22 protein-coding genes are annotated in these 22553 nt (G+C 40.9%); 20 read left to right on the forward strand and 2 right to left on the reverse strand.

The window, feature by feature from the left end; genetic code table 11:
- Window positions 1-7: 7 nt before the first annotated feature.
- From HMPREF2885_RS06790 to HMPREF2885_RS06810, 5 genes are all read left to right on the forward strand, one after another.
- Complete coding sequence (locus HMPREF2885_RS06790) at window positions 8-1234, forward strand: cysteine desulfurase (protein ID WP_065371830.1); 1227 nt, start codon at window positions 8-10, stop codon at window positions 1232-1234.
- Complete coding sequence (gene sufU / locus HMPREF2885_RS06795; RefSeq protein WP_049500368.1) at window positions 1221-1661, forward strand: Fe-S cluster assembly sulfur transfer protein SufU; 441 nt, start codon at window positions 1221-1223, stop codon at window positions 1659-1661. Before HMPREF2885_RS06790 ends, sufU begins: the two co-directional genes overlap by 14 nt.
- A gap of 35 nt (window positions 1662-1696) precedes the next feature.
- Window positions 1697-3109 carry a Fe-S cluster assembly protein SufB gene (gene sufB / locus HMPREF2885_RS06800; RefSeq protein ID WP_000797057.1) on the forward strand — a complete coding sequence of 471 codons (1413 nt, stop codon included), beginning with the start codon at window positions 1697-1699 and terminating at the stop codon, window positions 3107-3109.
- Between the two features lie 19 nt (window positions 3110-3128).
- The gene (locus tag HMPREF2885_RS06805) at window positions 3129-3698 is read left to right on the forward strand and encodes a hypothetical protein (RefSeq protein ID WP_049500366.1); all 570 of its coding nucleotides are present in this window, start codon (window positions 3129-3131) and stop codon (window positions 3696-3698) included.
- A 213-nt stretch (window positions 3699-3911) separates the two neighbouring features.
- Window positions 3912-5309, forward strand: coding sequence for an APC family permease (locus HMPREF2885_RS06810; protein WP_070657557.1), 1398 nt, complete (start codon window positions 3912-3914; stop codon window positions 5307-5309).
- 22 nt (window positions 5310-5331) lie between these two features.
- Here HMPREF2885_RS06810 and HMPREF2885_RS06815 read toward each other — a convergent pair whose 3' ends face one another.
- On the reverse strand, window positions 5332-6180 hold the full coding sequence (locus HMPREF2885_RS06815; protein WP_000619787.1) for a YitT family protein: 849 nt from the start codon (window positions 6178-6180) through the stop codon (window positions 5332-5334).
- Between the two features lie 141 nt (window positions 6181-6321).
- Between HMPREF2885_RS06815 and HMPREF2885_RS06820 the strand changes: the two genes are divergently transcribed.
- Both HMPREF2885_RS06820 and HMPREF2885_RS06825 read left to right on the forward strand, forming a co-directional pair.
- Window positions 6322-7158, forward strand: a complete 837-nt coding sequence (locus HMPREF2885_RS06820) for a DegV family protein (protein ID WP_000195461.1) — start codon at window positions 6322-6324, stop codon at window positions 7156-7158.
- Window positions 7159-7265: 107 nt separating this feature from the next.
- Entirely contained in the window at window positions 7266-7541 is a 276-nt protein-coding gene (locus tag HMPREF2885_RS06825; RefSeq protein WP_001284636.1) for an HU family DNA-binding protein, read from the forward strand.
- Between the two features lie 129 nt (window positions 7542-7670).
- Here HMPREF2885_RS06825 and HMPREF2885_RS06830 read toward each other — a convergent pair whose 3' ends face one another.
- Window positions 7671-8657: an L-lactate dehydrogenase gene (locus HMPREF2885_RS06830; RefSeq protein ID WP_000204722.1), complete on the reverse strand. Its 987-nt coding sequence runs from the start codon at window positions 8655-8657 to the stop codon at window positions 7671-7673.
- Between the two features lie 193 nt (window positions 8658-8850).
- Here HMPREF2885_RS06830 and gyrA point away from each other — a divergent pair, with 193 nt between their 5' ends.
- From gyrA to HMPREF2885_RS06895, 13 genes are all read left to right on the forward strand, one after another.
- Window positions 8851-11319 carry a DNA gyrase subunit A gene (gyrA, locus tag HMPREF2885_RS06835; protein WP_049500360.1) on the forward strand — a complete coding sequence of 823 codons (2469 nt, stop codon included), beginning with the start codon at window positions 8851-8853 and terminating at the stop codon, window positions 11317-11319.
- Window positions 11319-12065, forward strand: a complete 747-nt coding sequence (locus HMPREF2885_RS06840; RefSeq protein ID WP_000018505.1) for a class A sortase — start codon at window positions 11319-11321, stop codon at window positions 12063-12065. The genes gyrA and HMPREF2885_RS06840 overlap by 1 nt, the downstream gene beginning before the upstream one ends.
- 194 nt (window positions 12066-12259) lie before the next feature.
- Window positions 12260-13057, forward strand: coding sequence for a formate/nitrite transporter family protein (locus HMPREF2885_RS06845; protein ID WP_000254787.1), 798 nt, complete (start codon window positions 12260-12262; stop codon window positions 13055-13057).
- A gap of 149 nt (window positions 13058-13206) precedes the next feature.
- Window positions 13207-14487 carry an O-acetylhomoserine aminocarboxypropyltransferase/cysteine synthase family protein gene (locus tag HMPREF2885_RS06850; RefSeq protein ID WP_000196319.1) on the forward strand — a complete coding sequence of 427 codons (1281 nt, stop codon included), beginning with the start codon at window positions 13207-13209 and terminating at the stop codon, window positions 14485-14487.
- A 94-nt stretch (window positions 14488-14581) separates the two neighbouring features.
- On the forward strand, window positions 14582-15856 hold the full coding sequence (locus HMPREF2885_RS06855) for a DUF2130 domain-containing protein (RefSeq protein WP_049549804.1): 1275 nt from the start codon (window positions 14582-14584) through the stop codon (window positions 15854-15856).
- A gap of 25 nt (window positions 15857-15881) precedes the next feature.
- On the forward strand, window positions 15882-17129 hold the full coding sequence (locus tag HMPREF2885_RS06860) for a glutamyl-tRNA amidotransferase (RefSeq protein ID WP_070657559.1): 1248 nt from the start codon (window positions 15882-15884) through the stop codon (window positions 17127-17129).
- Window positions 17130-17156: 27 nt separating this feature from the next.
- Window positions 17157-18035: a tRNA pseudouridine(55) synthase TruB gene (gene truB, locus HMPREF2885_RS06865; RefSeq protein WP_025168842.1), complete on the forward strand. Its 879-nt coding sequence runs from the start codon at window positions 17157-17159 to the stop codon at window positions 18033-18035.
- A 113-nt stretch (window positions 18036-18148) separates the two neighbouring features.
- Window positions 18149-18787 carry a uridine kinase gene (gene udk / locus HMPREF2885_RS06870; RefSeq protein ID WP_049518807.1) on the forward strand — a complete coding sequence of 213 codons (639 nt, stop codon included), beginning with the start codon at window positions 18149-18151 and terminating at the stop codon, window positions 18785-18787.
- Window positions 18788-18915: 128 nt separating this feature from the next.
- Entirely contained in the window at window positions 18916-20256 is a 1341-nt protein-coding gene (gene xseA / locus HMPREF2885_RS06875) for an exodeoxyribonuclease VII large subunit (protein ID WP_070657561.1), read from the forward strand.
- Window positions 20234-20446 carry an exodeoxyribonuclease VII small subunit gene (locus HMPREF2885_RS06880; RefSeq protein ID WP_070657563.1) on the forward strand — a complete coding sequence of 71 codons (213 nt, stop codon included), beginning with the start codon at window positions 20234-20236 and terminating at the stop codon, window positions 20444-20446. The genes xseA and HMPREF2885_RS06880 overlap by 23 nt, the downstream gene beginning before the upstream one ends.
- Window positions 20443-21318 (forward strand): polyprenyl synthetase family protein, encoded by an 876-nt coding sequence (locus HMPREF2885_RS06885; protein WP_070657565.1) that lies wholly within the window; start codon window positions 20443-20445, stop codon window positions 21316-21318. Before HMPREF2885_RS06880 ends, HMPREF2885_RS06885 begins: the two co-directional genes overlap by 4 nt.
- Window positions 21311-22126, forward strand: a complete 816-nt coding sequence (locus tag HMPREF2885_RS06890) for a TlyA family RNA methyltransferase (RefSeq protein WP_070657567.1) — start codon at window positions 21311-21313, stop codon at window positions 22124-22126. Before HMPREF2885_RS06885 ends, HMPREF2885_RS06890 begins: the two co-directional genes overlap by 8 nt.
- Window positions 22119-22550 (forward strand): arginine repressor, encoded by a 432-nt coding sequence (locus tag HMPREF2885_RS06895; protein ID WP_070657569.1) that lies wholly within the window; start codon window positions 22119-22121, stop codon window positions 22548-22550. Before HMPREF2885_RS06890 ends, HMPREF2885_RS06895 begins: the two co-directional genes overlap by 8 nt.
- Window positions 22551-22553 lie beyond the last annotated feature (3 nt).

Raw genomic sequence — 22553 nt, forward strand, 5'->3', positions numbered from 1 at the left:
GAAGCCTATGTTAGATGTAGAAGCGATTCGTAAGGATTTTCCAATTTTAGACCAGATTGTCAACGATGAACCTCTGGTCTATCTGGACAATGCTGCGACGACACAAAAACCACTAGCAGTTCTGGAAACAATCAACCGCTACTATAAGCAGGACAATGCCAATGTTCACCGTGGTGTTCATACCTTGGCTGAGCGAGCAACAGCTTCTTATGAAGCTGCTCGTGAAACCATTCGTAAGTTTATCCATGCAGGCTCTACAAAGGAAGTTCTCTTTACCAGAGGAACGACAACCAGCCTTAACTGGGTGGCACGCTTCGCTGAGGAAATCCTGACTGAGGGAGACCAGGTCTTGATTTCTGTCATGGAACACCATTCCAATATCATTCCTTGGCAGGAGGTCTGTCGCAAGACTGGGGCAGAGCTTGTCTATGTTTATCTCAAGGATGGAGCTCTGGATATGGATGACTTGCGAGCTAAATTGACTGATAAAGTCAAGTTTGTCTCCCTAGCTCACGCCTCAAATGTTCTTGGTGTAGTCAATCCTATCAAAGAAATCACGCAATTGGCCCACCAAGTTGGAGCTATCATGGTGGTGGATGGCGCTCAGTCTACGCCCCATATGAAGATTGATGTCCAGGACTTGGATGTGGACTTCTTTGCTTTTTCAGGTCACAAGATGGCTGGACCAACTGGTATTGGTGTTCTTTACGGTAAAGAAAAGTATCTGGAACAAATGTCACCAGTTGAGTTTGGTGGCGAGATGATTGATTTCGTCTATGAGCAATCTGCTAGTTGGAAGGAGTTGCCTTGGAAATTTGAGGCTGGAACGCCAAATATGGCAGGTGCTATCGGACTTGCTGCAGCAGTGGATTATCTAGAAAAGATTGGTATGGATGCCGTTGAAGCTCATGAACAGGAATTGATTGCATATGTCTTTCCAAAATTGCAGGCCATTGAGGGATTGACTATTTATGGTTCGCAGGACTTGGCTAAACGTTCAGGTGTGATTGCATTTAACCTAGGCGATCTTCATCCCCATGACCTAGCTACAGCACTGGATTATGAAGGGGTAGCAGTTCGTGCAGGTCATCATTGTGCTCAACCTTTGCTCCAATATTTGGAAGTTCCAGCAACAGCTCGTGCAAGTTTTTATATCTACAATACCAAGGCAGATTGTGACAAGCTAGTCGATGCCCTACAAAAGACAAAGGAGTTTTTCAATGGCACTTTCTAAACTAGATAGCCTTTATATGGCAGTGGTGGCAGACCATTCGAAAAATCCACATCACCAAGGGAAGTTAGAAGACGCTGAGCAAATCAGCCTCAACAATCCAACCTGTGGCGATGTTATTAATCTCTCTGTTAAGTTTGACGCAGAGGATCGTTTAGAAGATATCGCTTTTCTAAATTCAGGATGCACGATTTCAACTGCTTCTGCTAGTATGATGACAGATGCAGTTTTAGGCAAGACCAAACAAGAAATTTTAGAACTTGCAACTATTTTTTCTGAAATGGTTCAAGGGCAAAAAGATGAGCGTCAAGACCAACTTGGAGACGCGGCTTTCTTATCAGGTGTTGCCAAATTCCCTCAACGAATCAAGTGTGCAACTCTAGCTTGGAATGCCCTTAAGAAAACAATTGAAGATCAAGAAGAAAAATAAGAAACATAGAAATATATAATGAAAGAAAGGATATTATGGCTGAAGAAAGAGTAGAACCAAAACCAATTGACCTTGGTGAATATAAATTTGGTTTCCATGACGATGTAGAGCCTGTCCTATCGACAGGAAAAGGATTGAACGAAGAAGTCATTCGCGAATTATCAGCTGCTAAGGGTGAACCTGAGTGGATGTTAGAATTCCGTTTGAAGTCTTATGAAACCTTCAAAAAAATGCCTATGCAAACCTGGGGAGCAGACTTGTCAGAGATTGACTTTGATGACTTGATCTACTACCAAAAACCATCTGACAAACCAGCCCGTTCATGGGACGAAGTTCCTGAGAAAATCAAAGAAACCTTTGAACGTATCGGAATTCCAGAAGCTGAGCGTGCTTATCTAGCAGGAGCTTCTGCCCAGTATGAGTCAGAAGTGGTTTACCATAACATGAAGGAAGAGTTCCAGAAATTGGGGATTATCTTTACAGATACGGATTCTGCCCTCAAGGAATACCCAGACTTGTTTAAACAATACTTCGCTAAGTTGGTACCGCCAACAGATAACAAATTGGCTGCCCTCAACTCAGCAGTATGGTCTGGTGGAACCTTTATCTACGTGCCAAAAGGTGTCAAAGTAGATATTCCACTTCAAACCTACTTCCGTATCAATAACGAAAATACAGGTCAGTTCGAACGTACCTTGATTATCGTTGATGAAGGAGCGAGTGTCCACTACGTAGAAGGCTGTACAGCGCCAACTTATTCAAGTAACAGCTTGCACGCTGCCATTGTAGAAATTTTCGCTTTGGACGGAGCTTATATGCGTTATACAACCATCCAAAACTGGTCTGATAATGTCTATAACTTGGTAACAAAACGTGCCAAAGCTTTGAAAGATGCAACTGTTGAGTGGATCGATGGAAACTTAGGTGCCAAAACAACTATGAAATACCCATCTGTTTACCTAGATGGAGAAGGAGCACGTGGTACCATGCTTTCAATCGCCTTTGCTAACGCAGGGCAACATCAGGATACTGGTGCCAAGATGATCCACAACGCCCCACATACAAGCTCGTCTATCGTGTCTAAATCCATCGCTAAAGGCGGAGGAAAGGTCGACTACCGTGGACAAGTAACCTTTAACAAGAACTCTAAGAAATCTGTTTCTCACATCGAGTGTGATACCATTATCATGGATGACTTATCAGCATCAGATACTATTCCATTTAATGAAATCCACAACTCGCAAGTTGCTTTGGAGCACGAAGCTAAGGTTTCTAAGATTTCAGAAGAACAACTATACTACCTCATGAGCCGTGGTTTGTCAGAATCTGAGGCAACAGAGATGATCGTTATGGGGTTTGTCGAACCCTTCACAAAAGAACTTCCAATGGAATATGCAGTTGAGCTGAACCGCTTGATTAGCTATGAAATGGAAGGATCTGTCGGATAAAACTCAAAAGGAGAAGCAAATGGGATTCTTAAAAAAATTATTTGGTAATGTTGAAAAAGCGAATAAAGGTGAAATTCCTGCTGAGGAAATTGTTCCACCTTTCACAATTGATTTAGTAGAAGAAGCAGATGATTATTGGAGACAAATGGAACAAAACCTTTTGATAAACGCTGTAAAAGCTGCTGGTGGTCCTGAGGCAGTAGAACGTGCTTTTGTTCTTGCTAATTTCAAGGAAAATCAAGAAACCTTTGAGCTCTTTTATCAGGTAAATGGTCAACTTCTTTCATGGAGAGAGATGGATGCGACTGTTGTCGATAAAATCAGCAATCAACTCCTTCCGCAAGCGGCAGAAGTAGCGCGTGCAGTAAATGAAAATTATGAAGAGGCAAATGTACCAGTAATCCAGTACGCTATGCTTCAGTTTGAAACTGCAACCATGGCTTGGTTTGGTCGGAAGCTGACAACAGCTTCTCCAGAAGCACAACTGACTTTTGAAGAATTGGTATCTGGTTGGCGCGCTATTTTGGAACAAGAAGTTCCAAATCGTCCTTTAGATAGTGACAGTCCGTTCCCTTACTTTGAAGTTTAAAAATCCAAAATCCTCAAAAAACTTTCAATGGAGTATACTGTTGAACCTACTCGCTTGATAGGTAACTAATTGAAAGAATCAGTGGGTAAAAATGCAAATTCTGAACAGAAATCCTTTCTGTTCAGAATTTTTTTCAAAAAAGAACCTAATAAATATTCACAAAACTGTTTTTATATGGTAAAATAAAACAATTACATTTAGTGGAGATGAAGTATGAATATTTTTAGAACCAAGGATGTTAGTCTGAGACAGACAGAGATGCATCGCCATTTGAAATTGTGGGATTTGATTCTTCTAGGGATTGGTGCCATGGTGGGGACAGGGATTTTCACCATTACAGGAACAGCAGCGGCTACCTTAGCTGGTCCCTCATTAGTGATTTCCATTGTGATTTCTGCTCTGTGTGTTTCTCTATCAGCCCTCTTTTTCGCAGAATTTGCCTCTCGTGTGCCTGCTACTGGTGGTGCTTATAGTTACCTCTATGCGATTTTAGGAGAATTGCCAGCCTGGATTGCTGGCTGGCTGACCATCATGGAATTCATGACGGCTGTTTCAGGTGTGGCGTCTGGCTGGGCAGCTTACTTTAAGGGATTGCTCAGTAATTATGGTATCTCCATGCCCCAAGCCTTGAATGGAACCTTTAACCCTGAACAAGGCACCTATATCGATCTTCTGCCTATTTTAGTACTTACTTTGGTAACGGGATTGGTTTTATTAAATTCTAAGGCAGCTTTGAGATTTAATTCGCTTTTAGTGGTCTTGAAATTCTCAGCTCTCGCCTTATTTATCCTAGTTGGTATTTGGTACATCAAGCCTGAAAATTGGACGAATTTTGCTCCCTTTGGTTTTGGTCAACTATATGGTGGAAGTACAGGGATTATGGCGGGCGCATCTTTGATGTTCTTTGGATTTCTCGGATTTGAGTCAATTTCCATGGCAGTTGATGAAATTCAAAGTCCGCAAAAAAATATTCCTCGCGGAATCGTGCTTTCTCTAACAATCGTCACCATTCTCTATGCCTTGGTAACCTTAGTATTGACAGGGATTGTTCACTACAGTAAACTCAATGTGGACGATGCAGTAGCATTTTCATTACGGAGTATTGGTATCGGCTGGGCAGCAAATTATGTTTCGCTTGTAGCCATTTTAACTCTGATAACCGTATGTATCTCTATGACTTATGCTTTATCTCGGATGATTTATAGCTTAGCGCGTGATGGACTTTTACCTCAAAGTTTCAAACAATTAAGCAAGACCAGTCGCGTTCCTAAAAATGCGACTCTCTTAACAGGAGTTGCTTCAGCCATTGCTGCAGGAGTCTTTCCTCTAGCCAGTATTGCAGCCTTCTTAAATATCTGTACGCTAGCTTATCTCATTTTGCTAGCCTACGGAATAATAAAACTCAGAAAGGATAAGGGTATGCCAAAAGAGGGAGAGTTTAAAACTCCTTTGGTACCACTTTTGCCAATCCTTTCCATCCTTATCTGTGTTTCCTTTATGCTTCAATATAGTCTAGATACCTGGATTGCCTTTGGCATTGCTCTTCTAGTTGGTCTAGTCATTTACTTTGCTTATGGGTTCCGCCATTCAACCCTCGCAGAAGCAGAATAAAAGCTGGGAATTCCCAGCTTTTTTAATCTTTCACATAAGTAAATCCTTCACCCAGAATTTCATGAGCCTCAGTGATGGTGATAAAGGCTTGAGGATCAATTTTGTGAATCATATCTTTCATTTTAACGATTTCGTTTCGACCGACGATACAGTAGATAATTTTTAGATCCTTTTTGCTGTAGTATCCTTGACCAGATATAAAGGTAACGCCACGTCCGAGTTCATCGTTAATCTCTTTGGCCAATTGATCAGGATATTGGGTAATAATCATAAATCCTTTACCAGCATAACCTCCTTCGCCTATCAAGTCGATAACACGAGCGATGATAAAGTCAAACAAGAGGGTATAGGTAACTAGACGAAGATCCTGGAAGATAATCAAAATCAACATTAGGATAAAAAAGTCAATCCCAAAGAGCAATTTACCAATCGAAATATTGGTGTATTTGTTGAGGATACGGGCAACGATATCAGAGCCACCAGTGGTTCCACCAGCATTAAAGATAATCCCTAAACCAACCCCCAGTAAGACTCCTGAGACTAAAGCAACAATGATGAGATCACCTTGCAAGTCGATGTGCAAAGGAATACGCTCAAAAATTGCTAGCCAAACGGAAAGTGAAATAGATCCAAGAAGGCTGGAGTAGAGGGTCTTAGGTCCAAATATTTTCCAAGCCAGGATAAATAAAGGGATATTAATCAAGAGGTTCATCAATGAGACAGGAATCTTAAAAAGGTAGTAGGTAATCAAGGTAATACCTGTCGCCCCTCCCTCAAATAAATGATAAGGAACAACAAAGTAGGTAAGACCGAAGGCATAGATAGCAGCTCCAAGAATAATGGTGATAATCGGTTGAAGTTTTCGAATCATGGCTGTTCCTCACTTTTCTATAGATAGATTATACCAAAAATTCAGTTCTTTTCATCGGATCACTTATGATTTTTTATCATTTTTTTGATATAATAAAGGAGAAAATCCCAATCCTATCGAGAAGAATAGAAAGATTGAATTATGACACAAGTAAAAATTGTAACGGACTCTTCTGTTACTATCGAACCAGAAGTAGTTAAAGAATTAAATATCACAGTTGTCCCTCTATCAGTTATGATTGATAGTGTGCTTTATTCGGATGCAGATTTGAAAGAGGGAGAATTCCTTCATCTTATGCAACAAAGTAAGAATCTGCCTAAAACAAGCCAGCCCCCTGTGGGAGTGTTTGCTGAGGTCTTTGAAGAACTAAGTAAAGACGGCAGTCAAATTATCGCCATTCACATGTCCCATGCCTTGTCTGGAACTGTTGAAGCTGCTCGCCAAGGGGCAAGTCTCTCAACTGCTGATGTAACGGTTATTGATAGTTCCTTTACAGATCAAGCGATGAAGTTCCAAGTTGTTGAAGCCGCAAAACTTGCTAAAGAAGGTAAAGACTTAGAAACGATCTTAGCTCATGTAGAGGACGTTAAAAATCATACAGAACTCTATATTGGTGTTTCGACGCTAGAAAACTTAGTTAAGGGTGGTCGTATTGGACGTGTGACAGGATTACTAAGCTCACTCTTGAATATTCGTGTAGTAATGCAGATGAAAAACCACGAACTCCAACCAATCGCCAAAGGACGTGGAGCGAAAACTTTCAAAAAGTGGCTTGAGGAATTAACCGAGACTCTTTCCAAAAAATCAGTTGCAGAAATTGGAATTTCCTATGCTGGAACGAACGAATGGGCGAATGAGATGAAGGCATTATTGCAACCTTATGTTGAGAAGCCAATCTCTGTATTGGAAACTGGCTCTATTATTCAAACTCATACTGGAGAGAATGCTTGGGCGATTCTAATTCACTACAATTCCTAAAAAAATAGAGAAAAAATGGTCAAAATAGTGTTTTTGACTTGACCTATAACCGATTTTAGGATATGATTATATTTGTTAATTAGAAATTATTTGGAGGATTTGTTAACATGGCAAACAAACAAGATTTGATCGCTAAAGTAGCAGAAGCTACAGAATTGACTAAGAAAGATTCAGCAGCAGCAGTTGACGCTGTATTTGCAGCAGTAACTGAATACCTTGCAGCTGGTGAAAAAGTTCAATTGATCGGTTTCGGTAACTTTGAAGTTCGTGAGCGTGCTGCACGTAAAGGTCGCAACCCACAAACTGGTAAAGAAATCAAAATCGCAGCTTCTAAAGTTCCAGCATTCAAAGCTGGTAAAGCTCTTAAAGATGCTGTTAAATAATGAATTTTCAAAAAATCTATTGTATCAAGCTTCATTGCTTGGTCGATAGGTTTTTTTTGTTGCTTTGGGGTATTTTTGGGGCAAAAAGAAAAAAGAAAAAGGTTCCCATGGATGAGAACCTTCTTTTCATTAGTTTTTAGAAGCTGCTTGGAATTCAGGGTTTTTCCATGCTTCATCAATGATAGCTTGCAATTCTTTAGCTGATGCTTGCATTTTTTGAGTTTCAGCGTCGTTCAATGGGATGTTTACTGGACGAACGATACCGTGTGCACCAACAACAGCTGGTTGACCGATAAAGACGTTTTTAACACCGTATTGACCTTCTTGGAAGACTGAAAGTGGAAGTACTGCATTTTCGTCATCAAGGATTGCTTTTGTGATACGAGCAAGTGCTACTGCGATACCGTAGTATGTAGCTCCTTTTTTGTTAATGATTGTGTAAGCAGCGTCACGAACACCTTCGAACAATTCAATCAATTCAGCTTCTTGAACGTTTTGAGTGTCTTTAAGGAATTCCTCAAGGTTTACACCAGCGATGTTAGCATGTGACCAAACCGCAAACTCAGAATCTCCGTGTTCACCCATGATGTAGGCGTGAACGGAACGAGCATCAACATCCAATTTTTCAGCAAGTGCTTGACGGAAACGTGCTGAGTCAAGTGAAGTACCTGAACCGATAACACGTTCTTTAGGGAATCCAGAGAATTTCCAAGTTGAGTAAGTCAAAACGTCAACTGGGTTAGCTGCAACAAGGAAGATACCATCGAAACCTGATTCAACAACTTGTGTTACGATTGATTTGTTGATAGCCAAGTTTTTACCTACAAGGTCAAGGCGAGTTTCACCTGGTTTTTGAGGAGCACCTGCAGTGATAACAACAAGGTCAGCGTCTGCACAGTCAGAGTATTGAGCAGCGTAGATTTTTTTAGGTGAAGTGAAGGCAAGGGCGTGGCTAAGGTCAAGCGCATCACCAACAGCTTTTTCGTGTAATTGTGGAATTTCGATAATTCCAAGCTCTTGTGCAATTCCTTGGTTAACAAGTGCGAAAGCGTAAGATGAACCTACGGCACCGTCACCAACAAGGATCACTTTTTTGTGTTGTTTAGTTGAAGTCATTATCTAAACATCTCCTTCATTTTTTTTAGGGGAATCCCCAGACACTTTCATTCTATCACTTTTAAAAAGCTTTGTCACGAATATTCTATTCGGTTATTGATGTAAACGTTTTAGTGGTTTTCAAAGACTGAAATGAATGACAAATTATGGTATAATATATCTAATTACTAATAGTGAAATGAGGCATTTATGAATGCAGGATAGAAATTTAGTGAATGTCAATCTGACAAAGGAGATGAAGACCAGCTTTATCGACTACGCCATGAGCGTTATCGTCGCGCGGGCCCTTCCTGATGTTCGAGATGGCTTAAAACCTGTTCACCGTCGTATTCTATACGGAATGAATGAACTAGGTGTTACACCAGATAAACCTCATAAAAAGTCAGCCCGTATTACAGGGGATGTTATGGGTAAATACCACCCACACGGAGATTCCTCTATTTACGAAGCCATGGTTCGTATGGCTCAGTGGTGGAGCTACCGTTACATGCTTGTTGATGGGCATGGAAACTTTGGTTCTATGGATGGGGACGGTGCTGCCGCGCAGCGGTACACTGAGGCACGTATGAGCAAGATTGCTCTTGAAATGCTTCGTGATATCAATAAAAACACTGTTGATTTCGTAGATAACTACGATGCTAACGAACGTGAACCCTTGGTTTTGCCTGCTCGTTTTCCAAACCTTTTGGTCAATGGAGCAACGGGTATCGCTGTTGGGATGGCAACCAATATTCCACCTCACAACTTGGGTGAAACCATTGATGCAGTGAAGTTGGTTATGGATAATCCTGAAGTGACGACTAAGGACTTGATGGAAGTCTTGCCTGGTCCAGATTTTCCGACTGGTGCTCTTGTTATGGGGAAATCAGGTATTCATAAGGCTTATGAGACTGGTAAAGGTTCCATTGTCCTTCGTTCTCGTACAGAGATTGAAACCACTAAGACGGGTCGTGAGCGTATCGTTGTAACGGAATTCCCTTATATGGTTAATAAAACCAAGGTACATGAGCATATTGTTCGCTTGGTTCAGGAAAAACGAATTGAGGGCATTACAGCCGTACGTGATGAGTCCAACCGTGAAGGAGTTCGCTTTGTAATCGAGGTTAAACGCGACGCGTCTGCCAACGTTATCCTTAACAACCTCTTCAAGATGACCCAGATGCAAACCAACTTTGGTTTCAACATGTTGGCGATTCAAAATGGTGTGCCAAAAATCTTGTCCCTTCGTCAAATTTTGGATGCTTATATCGAGCACCAAAAAGAAGTGGTTGTTCGCCGTACTCGTTTTGACAAGGAAAAAGCAGAAGCGCGTGCGCACATCTTAGAAGGTCTTTTAATCGCTCTGGATCACATTGATGAAGTGATTCGTATTATCCGTGCTAGTGAAACGGATGCGGAAGCGCAAGCAGAGTTGATGAACAAGTTCAAGCTTTCTGAACGTCAAAGTCAAGCTATCCTTGATATGCGTCTTCGTCGTTTGACAGGATTGGAACGTGATAAGATTCAGTCTGAATATGATGAATTGATTGCCTTGATTGCAGATTTGGCTGATATTCTTGCCAAACCTGAGCGCGTGGCGCAAATTATCAAAGAGGAATTGGACGAAGTCAAACGCAAGTTTGGTGACAAGCGTCGTACGGAGTTGATGATCGGAGAAGTCTTAACTCTTGAAGATGAAGATTTGATTGAAGAAACGGATGTCTTGATTACCCTTTCTAATAAGGGCTATATCAAACGTTTGGACCAAGGTGAATTCACTGCTCAAAAACGTGGTGGCCGTGGAGTTCAAGGTACGGGAGTTAAGGATGATGACTTTGTGCGTGAGTTGGTTTCAACCAGCACCCATGATCATTTGCTCTTCTTTACCAATAAAGGGCGCGTATACCGACTGAAAGGTTATGAAATCCCTGAATACGGTCGTACTGCTAAGGGCTTGCCAGTTGTCAATCTATTGAAGTTGGACGAAGGTGAGAGTATTCAGACCATCATCAACGTTGAGTCTGAACGTAGTGATGACGCTTATCTCTTCTTTACAACTCGTCATGGTGTCGTGAAGAGAACCAGTGTCAAAGAGTTCGCTAATATTCGTCAAAATGGACTTAAAGCTTTGAATCTTAAGGATGAAGACGAATTGATTAATGTCTTGCTGACAGAAGAAGATACGGATATTATCATAGGTACCAAGTTTGGTTATGCCGTTCGCTTTAATCAATCAGCTGTTCGTGGCATGAGCCGTATCGCGACAGGTGTCCGAGGAGTCAATCTTCGTGAAGGGGACACAGTAGTTGGTGCTAGCGTGATTACGAACCAAGACGAAGTTCTTATCATCACTGAAAAAGGATATGGTAAACGTACACTTGCTACTGAATATCCTACTAAAGGCCGTGGTGGTAAAGGGATGAAGACAGCCAATGTTGCTGAGAAGAATGGTCCTCTGGCAGGTCTTCTTACTGTTAAAGGAGATGAAGACCTGATGATTATCACAGATACAGGTGTCATGATCCGTACTAACGTTGCCAATATTTCACAAACTGGACGCTCAACTATGGGAGTTAAGGTGATGCGTCTAGATCAGGATGCTAAGATTGTGACCTTTACAACGGTTGCTGCGGCAGAAAAAGAAGAAGTTGGGACTGAAATTGAAACAGAAGGTGAAGCATAATGTCTCATAAAAAAACGAAAAATAAGAAGAATAAGCGCAGAAATCTATTTATTAATATTTTAGCAGGTTTCTTAATTCTTTTATCGCTAGCTTTAATTTTTAATTCAAAGATTCGCGATATCTTTTTGGTCTGGAATACCAATAAATACCAAGTCAATCAAGTCACTAAGGAAAATATAGATGAAAATCTAAAAACCGAAGGGAATTTTGATTTTGACTCTGTTAAGTCTATTTCATCCGAAGCTGTATTGGCTTCACAATGGGATGCTCAGAAACTTCCCGTTATTGGAGGTATTGCTATTCCCGAAGTGGAGATTAACTTACCGATTTTTAAAGGTTTGGACAATGTAAACCTGTTCTACGGAGCAGGGACCATGAAACCAGATCAAAAAATGGGAGAAGGCAACTATTCTCTAGCAAGTCACCATATCTTTACTGCTGAAAATGCCAGTCAAATGCTTTTCTCACCTTTGGTCAATGCCAAAGCGGGTATGAAAATTTATCTGACGGATAAGGATAAAGTTTATACTTATGAGATTACAGAAGTAAAACGTGTTACACCAGACCGTGTAGATGAAATCGATGATCGTATTGGTGTGCAGGAGATTACTTTGGTTACTTGTGTTGATTATGATGAAACCGAGCGTATAATCGTCAAAGGTATCTTTAAAGAATCAAAAGCTTATTCTGAGACTTCTGAGGATATTTTGAAGGCCTTTAATCAACCGTATAGACAACGATATTAAGAATGAACCAGTGAAGTGCTATTTCACTGGTTTTTTATATGAATAAATAGAATCAAAATAGTTCTTATGAAAAAGGTTTGTAAGCCTTACGATATAGATTTTTAAGATAAATATTTTAGAAATTTACGGAAAACGCTTTCTAGAAAACAAGAATTATGTTATAATTATCACAAATAAAAGTTTAGGAGTTTTTTATGGTCTCTTCAGAATTTATTTCAAAGATTGAATTTGCTTGCAAGAAGAAAGAAAGTCTTTATAGCCAAAGTAAGTTTAAGTATGCGATTCGTTCCATGTTTGCAGGTGCCTTTTTAACATTTAGCACGGCTGCAGGTGCGGTTGGTGCTGACTTGATAAATAAAATCGCACCAGGTAGTGGACGTTTCCTCTTCCCATTTGTTTTTGCTTGGGGATTGGCCTACATTGTTTTCTTGAATGCTGAGCTGGTAACTTCGAATATGATGTTTTTGACAGCTGGTAGTTTCTTGAAAAAAATCTCATGGAGAAAAACAGCTGAGATTTTGCTTTACTGTACCTTGTTCAACCTTATCGGAGCCTTGATAGCAGGTTGGGGCTTTGCTCACTCAGCAGCCTATGCAAATCTAACACATGATAGCTTCATTTCAGGGGTTGTAGAGATGAAGTTAGGCCGTTCCAATGAGCTAGTCTTGCTTGAAGGTATTTTAGCCAATATCTTTGTAAACATTGCCATTCTTTCCTTTGTTTTGGTGAAAGACGGTGGCGCCAAACTTTGGCTTGTCTTATCAGCAATTTACATGTTTGTATTCTTAACAAACGAACACATTGCTGCGAATTTTGCTTCTTTTGCGATTGTTAAGTTCAGTGTTGCAGCTGATTCAATTGCTAACTTTGACATACCTAATATTCTTCGTCACTGGGGTGTAACCTTTGTCGGGAACTTTATCGGAGGAGGTCTCTTGATGGGCTTGCCTTACGCCTTCCTCAATAAAAACGAAGATACTTATGTAGATTAAAAAACGGGCACGAGTTAATCGTGCTTTTTTGTTTGATGTGTAAGACTAGTCATAGTTGTTCCTTATATCAAAATATAGAAAAACGGTATTGGAAAAGACTAGCACAAGATGATACAATATCCCTAATGAAGCTATTTGGAGGTCGTCTTATGACTCGTGATTTTAAATTTGAAACTCTACAATTACATGCTGGGCAAGTAGTTGATCCGGCAACTAAGTCTCGTGCAGTACCGATTTATCAAACAACATCCTTCGTTTTTGATGACACGCAAGAAGGTGCTGATTTGTTTGCCTTGAGAAAACCAGGGAACATTTATACTCGTATCACAAACCCTACAACAGCGGCATTTGAAGAAAGAATCGCTGCACTTGAAGGTGGTGTTGGAGCACTAGCGACCGCATCAGGTATGGCTGCTGTAACCTACACTATTTTGGCGCTTGCTCACGCAGGTGACCATGTGGTGGCTGCGTCAACTATTTACGGTGGGACCTTCAACCTCTTGAAGGAAACCCTTCCTCGTTATGGGATTACAACAACCTTTGTCGATGTGGATAATTTGGAAGAAGTGGAAGCAGCTATCAATGACAATACCAAGCTTGTCTTGATTGAAACCTTGGGGAATCCCTTGATTAACATTCCTGACTTGGAAAAATTGGCTGAGATTGCGCATAAACACCAGATTCCTCTCGTTTCGGACAATACTTTTGCCACACCATATTTGATTAACGTCTTCTCTCACGGTGTAGATATTGCCATTCACTCAGCAACTAAGTTTATTGGTGGACATGGTACGACTATTGGCGGTGTCATCGTGGACAGTGGTCGTTTTGATTGGGCAGCTTCAGGAAAATTCCCTCAATTTGTTGAGGAAGATCCTAGCTACCACAACTTGAGCTATACTCGTGATGTGGGTGCAGCAGCCTTTATTATCGCTGTTCGTGTTCAATTGCTCCGTGATACAGGTGCGGCCTTGTCGCCATTTAACGCCTTTCTCTTGCTCCAGGGACTTGAAACTCTCTCTCTTCGTGTGGAACGCCATGTGCAAAATGCAGAGAAAATTGTTGATTTCCTTGTCAACCATCCTAAGGTAGAGAAGGTAAATTATCCAAAACTAGCTGACAGTCCATATCATGCCTTGGCTGAGAAATATTTGCCAAAAGGTGTGGGTTCAATCTTTACCTTCCATGTCAAAGGTGGAGAGGCAGAAGCTCGTAAAGTAATTGATAATTTGGAAATCTTCTCTGACCTTGCGAACGTTGCAGATGCCAAATCGCTTGTTGTTCATCCAGCGACAACCACTCACGGTCAGTTGTCAGAAAAAGATCTAGAAGCAGCAGGTGTCACACCAAACCAAATCCGCTTGTCAATCGGTCTTGAAAATGTAGAGGATTTGATTGAAGATTTGCGCTTGGCCTTGGAAAAAATTTAAAGTAAAAGATATAAACAGTGGGTTTCGACTCACTGTTTTTGATTTTCCCTCAGGCATGATATAATGGTTAGAGAAGTCTAGAAAGAGGAAAGATATGAACGAAATCAAATGTCCCAACTGTGGGGAAGTCTTTACAGTAAATGAGAGCCAGTATGCTGAACTTTTATCCCAAGTGAGAACAGCTGAGTTTGATAAGGAATTACACGATCGCATGAAGCAGGAGCTGGCCTTGGCTGAGCAAAAGGCTATGAATGAGCAACAGACTAAACTGGCTCAAAAAGACCAAGAAATTGCGCAACTGCAGAGTCAAATCCAAAACTTTGATACAGAGAAAGAGTTGGCCAAGAAAGAAGTTGAACAGACAAGTCATCAGGCTTTATTGGCAAAGGACAAGGAACTACAGGCCTTGGAAAACCAATTGGCCACCTTGCGTTTGGAGCATGAAAATCAACTGCAAAAGACCCTTTCTGATTTAGAAAGAGAGCGTGATCAGGTCAAAAACCAGCTCCTCTTGCAAGAAAAGGAAAATGAGTTGTCTTTGGCTTCTGTTAAGCAAAATTACGAAGCCCAGCTCAAGGCAGCCAGTGAACAAGTCGAATTTTACAAGAATTTCAAAGCCCAACAATCCACAAAAGCTATCGGGGAAAGTTTGGAACAGTATGCAGAGAGTGAGTTTAACAAGGTTCGTAGTTTTGCCTTTCCAAATGCCTACTTTGAGAAGGATAACAAGGTCTCTGCGCGTGGATCTAAGGGAGACTTTATCTTCCGTGATTTTGATGAAAATGGTCTAGAGTTCATTTCCATCATGTTTGAGATGAAAAATGAAGCGGACGGAACAGAGAAGAAGCACAAGAATGCGGATTTTTACAAGGAATTGGACAAGGACCGTCGGGAGAAGAACTGTGAGTATGCCGTTTTGGTGACCATGCTTGAGGCCGATAACGATTACTTTAACACAGGGATTGTTGACGTCAGCCACGAGTATGAAAAGATGTATGTGGTTCGTCCTCAGTTCTTTATCCAGTTGATTGGTCTCTTGCGAAATGCGGCGCTTAATTCCCTAAAATACAAACAAGAGTTGGCCTTGGTTCGAGAGCAAAATATCGATATTACACATTTTGAGGAAGACTTGGATGCCTTTAAAGTAGCTTTTGCCAAGAACTATAACTCCGCTTCGACCAACTTTGGTAAAGCTATCGATGAAATCGACAAGGCTATCAAACGCATGGAAGAGGTTAAGAAATTCCTAACCACATCCGAAAACCAACTCCGTCTCGCTAATAACAAATTGGAAGATGTTTCAGTTAAAAAATTGACCCGAAAAAATCCAACTATGAAAGCGAAATTTGAAGCGCTGAAGGGCGAGTGAGATTACCTTAAAAACAGGAGTTCCTATGAAAAAATCTTTGAAATTCTCGGAAATTTATATTGCTTATTTACCATTAGTTGTATTTTTTCTTAATCTCCTATATGGTCTTTTAAATATTGAAGGCGTAGGCGATACTGACTCAAGATATAATTTATTCTTTGCTATTTTTGGATTTATTCCAACTATATTCGGTTATGGAATTAGTTTTTTGGCTAATCTTTTGGTGGGGATATCTTATGTGCGAAAAGCAAAAAATGAATCGAAACGCTCCATTGCTTTCCTATTGATTGGAAATATTTTTTTAGCAATTTTTCTGATGTTTTTGCTAAGATTTAAAATGATTGTTTCCTTTGACTTTATAAAAGATATTGACCTTTGGAGTTTCATTTTTTCATTATTTTTATTTCCGTATTTAGATTGGATTTATCAAAAGGAAGACTATAATCCAAAATTAAGTCGTAAGTTACTTATTCTATTTTTGATTGGGATTTTTTCTCCACTTATAGGAAATACAATTCAAACCCACTTTAGAAATAATGCTAAAGTTCAACAATTAAAAGAGTTTTATTCTTCTAGGGGAATGAATTATGATGTTGCTCTTAAAAGAGTAGAAATAGATAGTAATGTTTCAGATATTAGTATTTTTGAAGTATCGGATAATGGAATGACTATCCAAGTAGGTGCTAAGTACATTCGTCAAAAATTAACACAGGTCAGTTTCATTAATGAGAATTATGGTTTTAAAGAATTCTTGAGGCTTTCTGCATCAAGCCAAGAAGCTCAGACAGTTCTGAATGATTTTAAATCAGCTGTAGAAAGTGCAATACAAAAGAAAGGATATGATTTAGTAGTTATTGATGATAAAGAACAGCCATTAGCTAGCCCTGGTTTTAAAATATCAAATTCATATAGGATAACTCCTTTAATAAAAGAAAAGGCTCTTCAAAATCAAAATTCATTCAGTAAAGAAAAACAAGCTTTTAGAGGATATGCGACTCTTTCTGTTAAAGACTTTATGAAGGAGGGAGCACTTTGCTTGCATTTAACACTTAGCAAAATCAACCTATTGGAACTAGGAGATATTGATTTTTCAAGCTTTCCAGATGGATATTACAACATAAATGCTGACTACTTTTTGGTTGTTAATGGAAAATATAAGCAACTTGAAAAGGATGATAATTTTGAATATATTTTACCAATTGAGTCGGGTAAACCATTTTACTCTGAGGATTTATATGATATTAAAAAAATTGATTTAAACAATGAGGAATAGAAGTGAAAGGGAAATTAGAAACAACACATGAACGGTATTATCAACTTAAAAAAAGAAGCGGGGATGACCTCGCACGATGCGGTTTTTAAGCTGCGCAAGATTTTGGGAACCAAGAAGATTGGTCATGGTGGGACCTTGGATCCAGATGTGGTGGGTGTTTTGCCTATTGCGGTGGGTAAGGCGACACGCATGGTCGAGTTTATGCAGGATGAGGGTAAGGTCTATGAGGGGGAAATCACTCTTGGTTATTCAACGACGACTGAGGATGCCAGCGGAGAAGTGGTCGCAGAGACTCCTGTTTTGTCGCTCTTGGATGAAACCATTGTCGATGAAGCGATTGCTAGTCTGACTGGGCCTATCACTCAGATTCCACCGATGTACTCGGCTGTCAAGGTCAATGGTCGCAAGCTCTATGAGTATGCGCGTGCTGGTCAGGAAGTGGAGCGTCCAGAACGTCAGGTGGCTATTTATCAATTTGAGCGGACTAGTCCGATTTCTTATGAGGATCACCTCGCACGTTTTACATTTCGTGTGAAATGTAGTAAGGGGACTTATATCCGTACCTTGTCAGTTGATTTGGGAGAGAAGCTGGGTTATGCGGCCCATATGTCCCATTTGACTCGGACGAGTGCAGCAGGTTTACAGTTAGAAGATGCCTTGACTTTGAATGAAATTGCTGCAAAAGTGGAGGCTGGTCAACTGGACTTTCTCCATCCTCTAGAGATTGGTACGGGGGATCTTGTTAAAGTTTTCCTAAGTCCAGAAGAGGCTACAGAAGTGCGATTTGGTCGTTTTATTGAGTTAGACCAAACAGACCAAGAATTGGCTGCCTTTGAGGGGGATAAATTGCTAGCCATTTTAGAAAAAAGAGGCAATCTCTACAAACCAAGGAAGGTTTTCGGCTAGTCTAACTGGAGTGAAAGTATTAGAATTGTTATCCATAATCTATCCAAAATCAGACTATAAATTTTGTAAAAAATGTGATAAAATAGACGTCGGATAAAAAAACGGAGGATAGCATGCAAAATAGACCAATCATTATCGGAGTGACAGGTGGTTCTGGTGGTGGTAAGACCAGTGTTTCAAGAGCCATTTTATCGCATTTTCCTGATGAAAAGATTTCCATGATTGAGCATGATTCTTACTACAAGGATCAGTCTCACTTGACCTTTGAAGAGCGTGTCAAAACCAACTACGACCATCCATTTGCCTTTGATACAGACTTGATGATTGAGCAGATTAAGGAATTGTTGGCAGGGCGTCCGGTGGACATCCCGACTTATGACTATACAGCGCATACACGGAGTAGCAAGACCTATCGTCAGGAGCCTCAAGATGTCTTTATCGTTGAGGGGATTTTGGTCTTGGAGGACAAGCGCCTGCGCGATTTGATGGATATCAAGATTTTTGTGGATACAGATGATGATGTGCGTATTATTCGTCGGATCAAGCGTGATATGGAAGAGCGTGGCCGTAGTTTAGATAGCGTTATTGACCAGTACTTAGGTGTAGTTAAACCTATGTATCACCAGTTTATCGAGCCGACCAAGCGTTATGCGGATCTCGTCATTCCTGAAGGGGTTAGCAATACAGTTGCTATCGACCTTTTGACCACCAAAATTTCTAAGATTTTGGAAGAAGCGCGAAACAGTAAATAATCAGATGAGGAGGCCTAGCCTCCTTTTTCTATTTTTCCTTTAGTTTCAGTAGGAAAAAGGTGATTTTTAAGCATGTTTTTGGTATAATAATACCCATGGAAAAGCAAGAAAATGAATAGTAGGTGGAGATGGAAAAGTATTTATCGGTAACAACTTTGACCAAGTATCTGAAAATGAAATTCGATAAAGACCCTTACTTGGAACGGGTCTATTTAACTGGTCAAGTTTCCAACTTTCGTAAACGACCTACTCACCAATATTTCTCCTTAAAAGATGACCATGCAGTTATTCAAGCGACCATCTGGTCAGGGATTTATCAAAAATTAGGTTTCGACCTGGAAGAAGGAATGAAGATCAATGTAATTGGGCGTGTGCAGGTCTATGAACCAAGCGGTAGTTACTCTATCATCATTGAAAAAGCTGAGCCTGATGGGGTTGGGGCGCTAGCGATTCAGTTTGAACAACTTAAGAAAAAATTGACGGAAGAAGGTCTATTTCAAGAGAGATTCAAGCAACCTCTTCCCCAGTTTGCTAAGCGAATCGGTGTGGTAACCAGTCGCAGTGGAGCTGTTATTCGAGATATTATCACGACCGTCAGCAGACGCTTTCCAGGTGTTGGCATTCTTCTCTATCCGACTAAGGTGCAAGGTGATGGAGCTGCGGAGGAAATTGCTCGAAATATTGCGCGTGCCAATCAACGTGAGGACCTAGATGTTCTCATCATTGGTCGCGGTGGTGGTTCCATCGAGGATCTCTGGGCCTTTAACGAAGAGATTGTGGTACGGGCTATTTTTGAATCTCGTTTGCCAGTTATTTCTAGTGTTGGGCATGAGACAGATGTGACCTTGGCGGACTTTGTGGCCGATCGTCGTGCTGCGACGCCAACAGCTGCGGCTGAATTGGCAACGCCTGTGACCAAGTTGGATCTCTTGAGCCATTTACAAAATCAAGAAAAACGAATGGCAACAGCAGTCCGAAATGTCCTATCTAAGAAACAAGAAGCTCTGAAAAAATGCAGTCAGTCAGTCATCTTTAGACAGCCAGAGCGCTTGTACGATGGATATTTGCAACGGTTAGATCAACTACAACTGCGATTAAAACAAAGTTTGCGAACACGGATTTCTGATAATAAACAGCTAGTCCAAGCAAGGACGCATCAACTAGTCCAATTATCACCTATAACCAAAATCCAGCGTTATCAAGACCGTTTAGGTCAGTTGGACAAGCTCCTACGTAGCCAAATGGCGCTGGTTTATGATGCCAAGGTTGCTGAAGTCAAGAGACTTTCAGAAGCTCTACTGATGTTGGATACCAGTCGAATCGTGGCGCGTGGTTATGCAATTGTCAAAAAAGAAGAGTCAGTAGTAGATTCGGTTGAGATGTTGAATAAAAAAGACCAAGTGACGCTTTTGATGCGAGATGGTCAAGTAGAATTAGAGGTTAAAGATGTCAAAACAAAAGAAATTTGAGGAAAAACTAGCAGAACTGGAGACAATTGTCCAAAGTTTAGAAAATGGCGAAATCGCCCTAGAAGATGCGATTGCGGCCTTTCAAAAGGGAATGGTCTTGTCAAAAGAGCTCCAAGCGACGCTGGACAAGGCTGAAAAGACCTTGGTTAAGGTCATGCAAGAAGACGGGACAGAAAGTGATTTTGAATGAAGAAGCAAGAAAAATTAGCTCTTGTCGAGTCTGCCTTGGAAAATTTTTATGGAGACCAGCAGTTTGCCTCTAGTTTGCGAGAGTCCATTCTCTATTCCATTCATGCTGGTGGCAAGCGTATTCGACCTTTTCTCTTGTTAGAGATTTTGGAAGCCTTGCATGTTGCTATTAGACCAGCGCATGCACAGGTAGCTGCGGCCTTGGAAATGATTCATACAGGGAGCTTGATTCATGATGATCTTCCTGCTATGGATGACGACGATTATCGTCGTGGACGCTTGACCAATCATAAGAAATTCGGTGAAGCGATGGCAATTTTGGCAGGAGATGCCTTGTTCCTAGATCCTTACGCCTTAATAGCGCAGGCGGATTTGCCAAGTCAGATCAAGGTGGATTTGATTGCCAACTTATCCCTTGCTTCAGGAAGTCTAGGCATGGTTGCAGGGCAGGTTTTAGATATGGAAGGCGAACACCAGCATTTGTCCTTGGAAGAACTCCAGACCATTCATGCCAATAAAACTGGAAAATTACTAGCCTATCCTTTCCAAGCCGCCGCTATCATAGCAGAATTAGCGCCTGAAATCCAAGCAAAACTGAAAACTGTGGGTGAATTGATTGGGCTGGCCTTTCAAGTCAGAGATGATGTGCTGGATGTGACCGCTAGTTTTGAGGAAATCGGCAAGACACCACAAAAGGATTTGCAGGCAGAAAAGTCGACCTATCCAGCCTTGTTGGGCTTGGAGGAGGCGACTGCCTTTTGTAACCAAACTTTGGATCAAGCCGAGGCTAAATTAGAAGAAATTTCCCAGCAAGTCAGCTTTGAAACAGAGCCGATTGTGAAAGTAGTAGAAAGTTTGAGAATCAATGGCTAAGGAAAGAGTGGATGTACTAGCTTATAAACAGGGCTTGTTTGAAACACGAGAACAGGCCAAGCGCGGCGTCATGGCTGGACTAGTCGTAGCAGTCCTGAATGGAGAACGCTTTGACAAACCAGGAGAGAAAATCCCAGATGATACTGAGCTAAAACTCAAGGGTGAAAAACTCAAGTATGTCAGTCGTGGTGGTCTAAAACTGGAGAAAGCCTTGCAGGTATTTGATTTGTCAGTGGAGGGAGCGACAACGATTGATATTGGGGCCTCCACTGGAGGATTTACTGACGTCATGTTGCAAAATGGTGCTGAGTTAGTCTTTGCAGTCGATGTTGGCACCAATCAGTTGGCTTGGAAATTACGTCAAGACCCGCGGGTTGTCAGTATGGAGCAGTTTAATTTTCGTTATGCTGAAAAGACTGATTTTGAGCAGGCACCGAGCTTTGCCAGTATTGATGTGAGTTTCATTTCCCTCAGTCTAATCTTGCCAGCCTTGCATCGTGTCTTGGCAGATCAAGGGCAGGTTGTGGCACTTGTCAAACCCCAGTTTGAAGCAGGTCGTGAGCAGATTGGGAAAAATGGAATCATTCGAGATGCTAAGGTTCATCAAACTGTCCTTGAATCTGTCACTGCTAGGGCAGTTGAACAAGGTTTTTCAGTTCTTGGATTAGACTATTCACCAATCCAAGGTGGACATGGAAACATCGAATTTCTGGCATATTTGAAAAAGGAAGAGGGAGCAAGTAACCAAGTTGCCCCTGAAATAGAAAAAGTTGTAGAGAGAGCACATAGAGAATTTAAAGATGAATAAAAAAGAGAGACTTGAAAAAATTAGAAGATTTGTTACGGATTATCAGATCGGGACTCAGGAAGAAATCGTTGAGCATTTGAAGGAAGCAGGTATTTCTGCTACGCAAGCCACTGTCTCAAGGGACATCAAGGAGCTTGGGATTGTTAAAATTCCTTTGAAGAACAACACCTATATCTATGAGTTGCCAAAATCAATCGTCAAAAGTTTGCAGTTGGCTGAGGACAATATTGTGAGTTCTGAGTTAATGGGAAATATGATCAACCTTGCTGTCATTCCTGGAAATACTATTTTTGTGAAGAGTCAGTTGGTTGAGGCATTCTCTGAACAGATTTTTAGCTGTCTAGCTGATGATGATTCTATCTTAATTGTAGCTAGAACAACAGAGGCAGCTGAGGAAATTGTTGAACAAGTCAAAAAATGGTAGGTC

It is taken from the genome of Streptococcus sp. HMSC062H02 (assembly GCF_001813005.1).
Lineage (GTDB): Bacteria > Bacillota > Bacilli > Lactobacillales > Streptococcaceae > Streptococcus > Streptococcus oralis_S.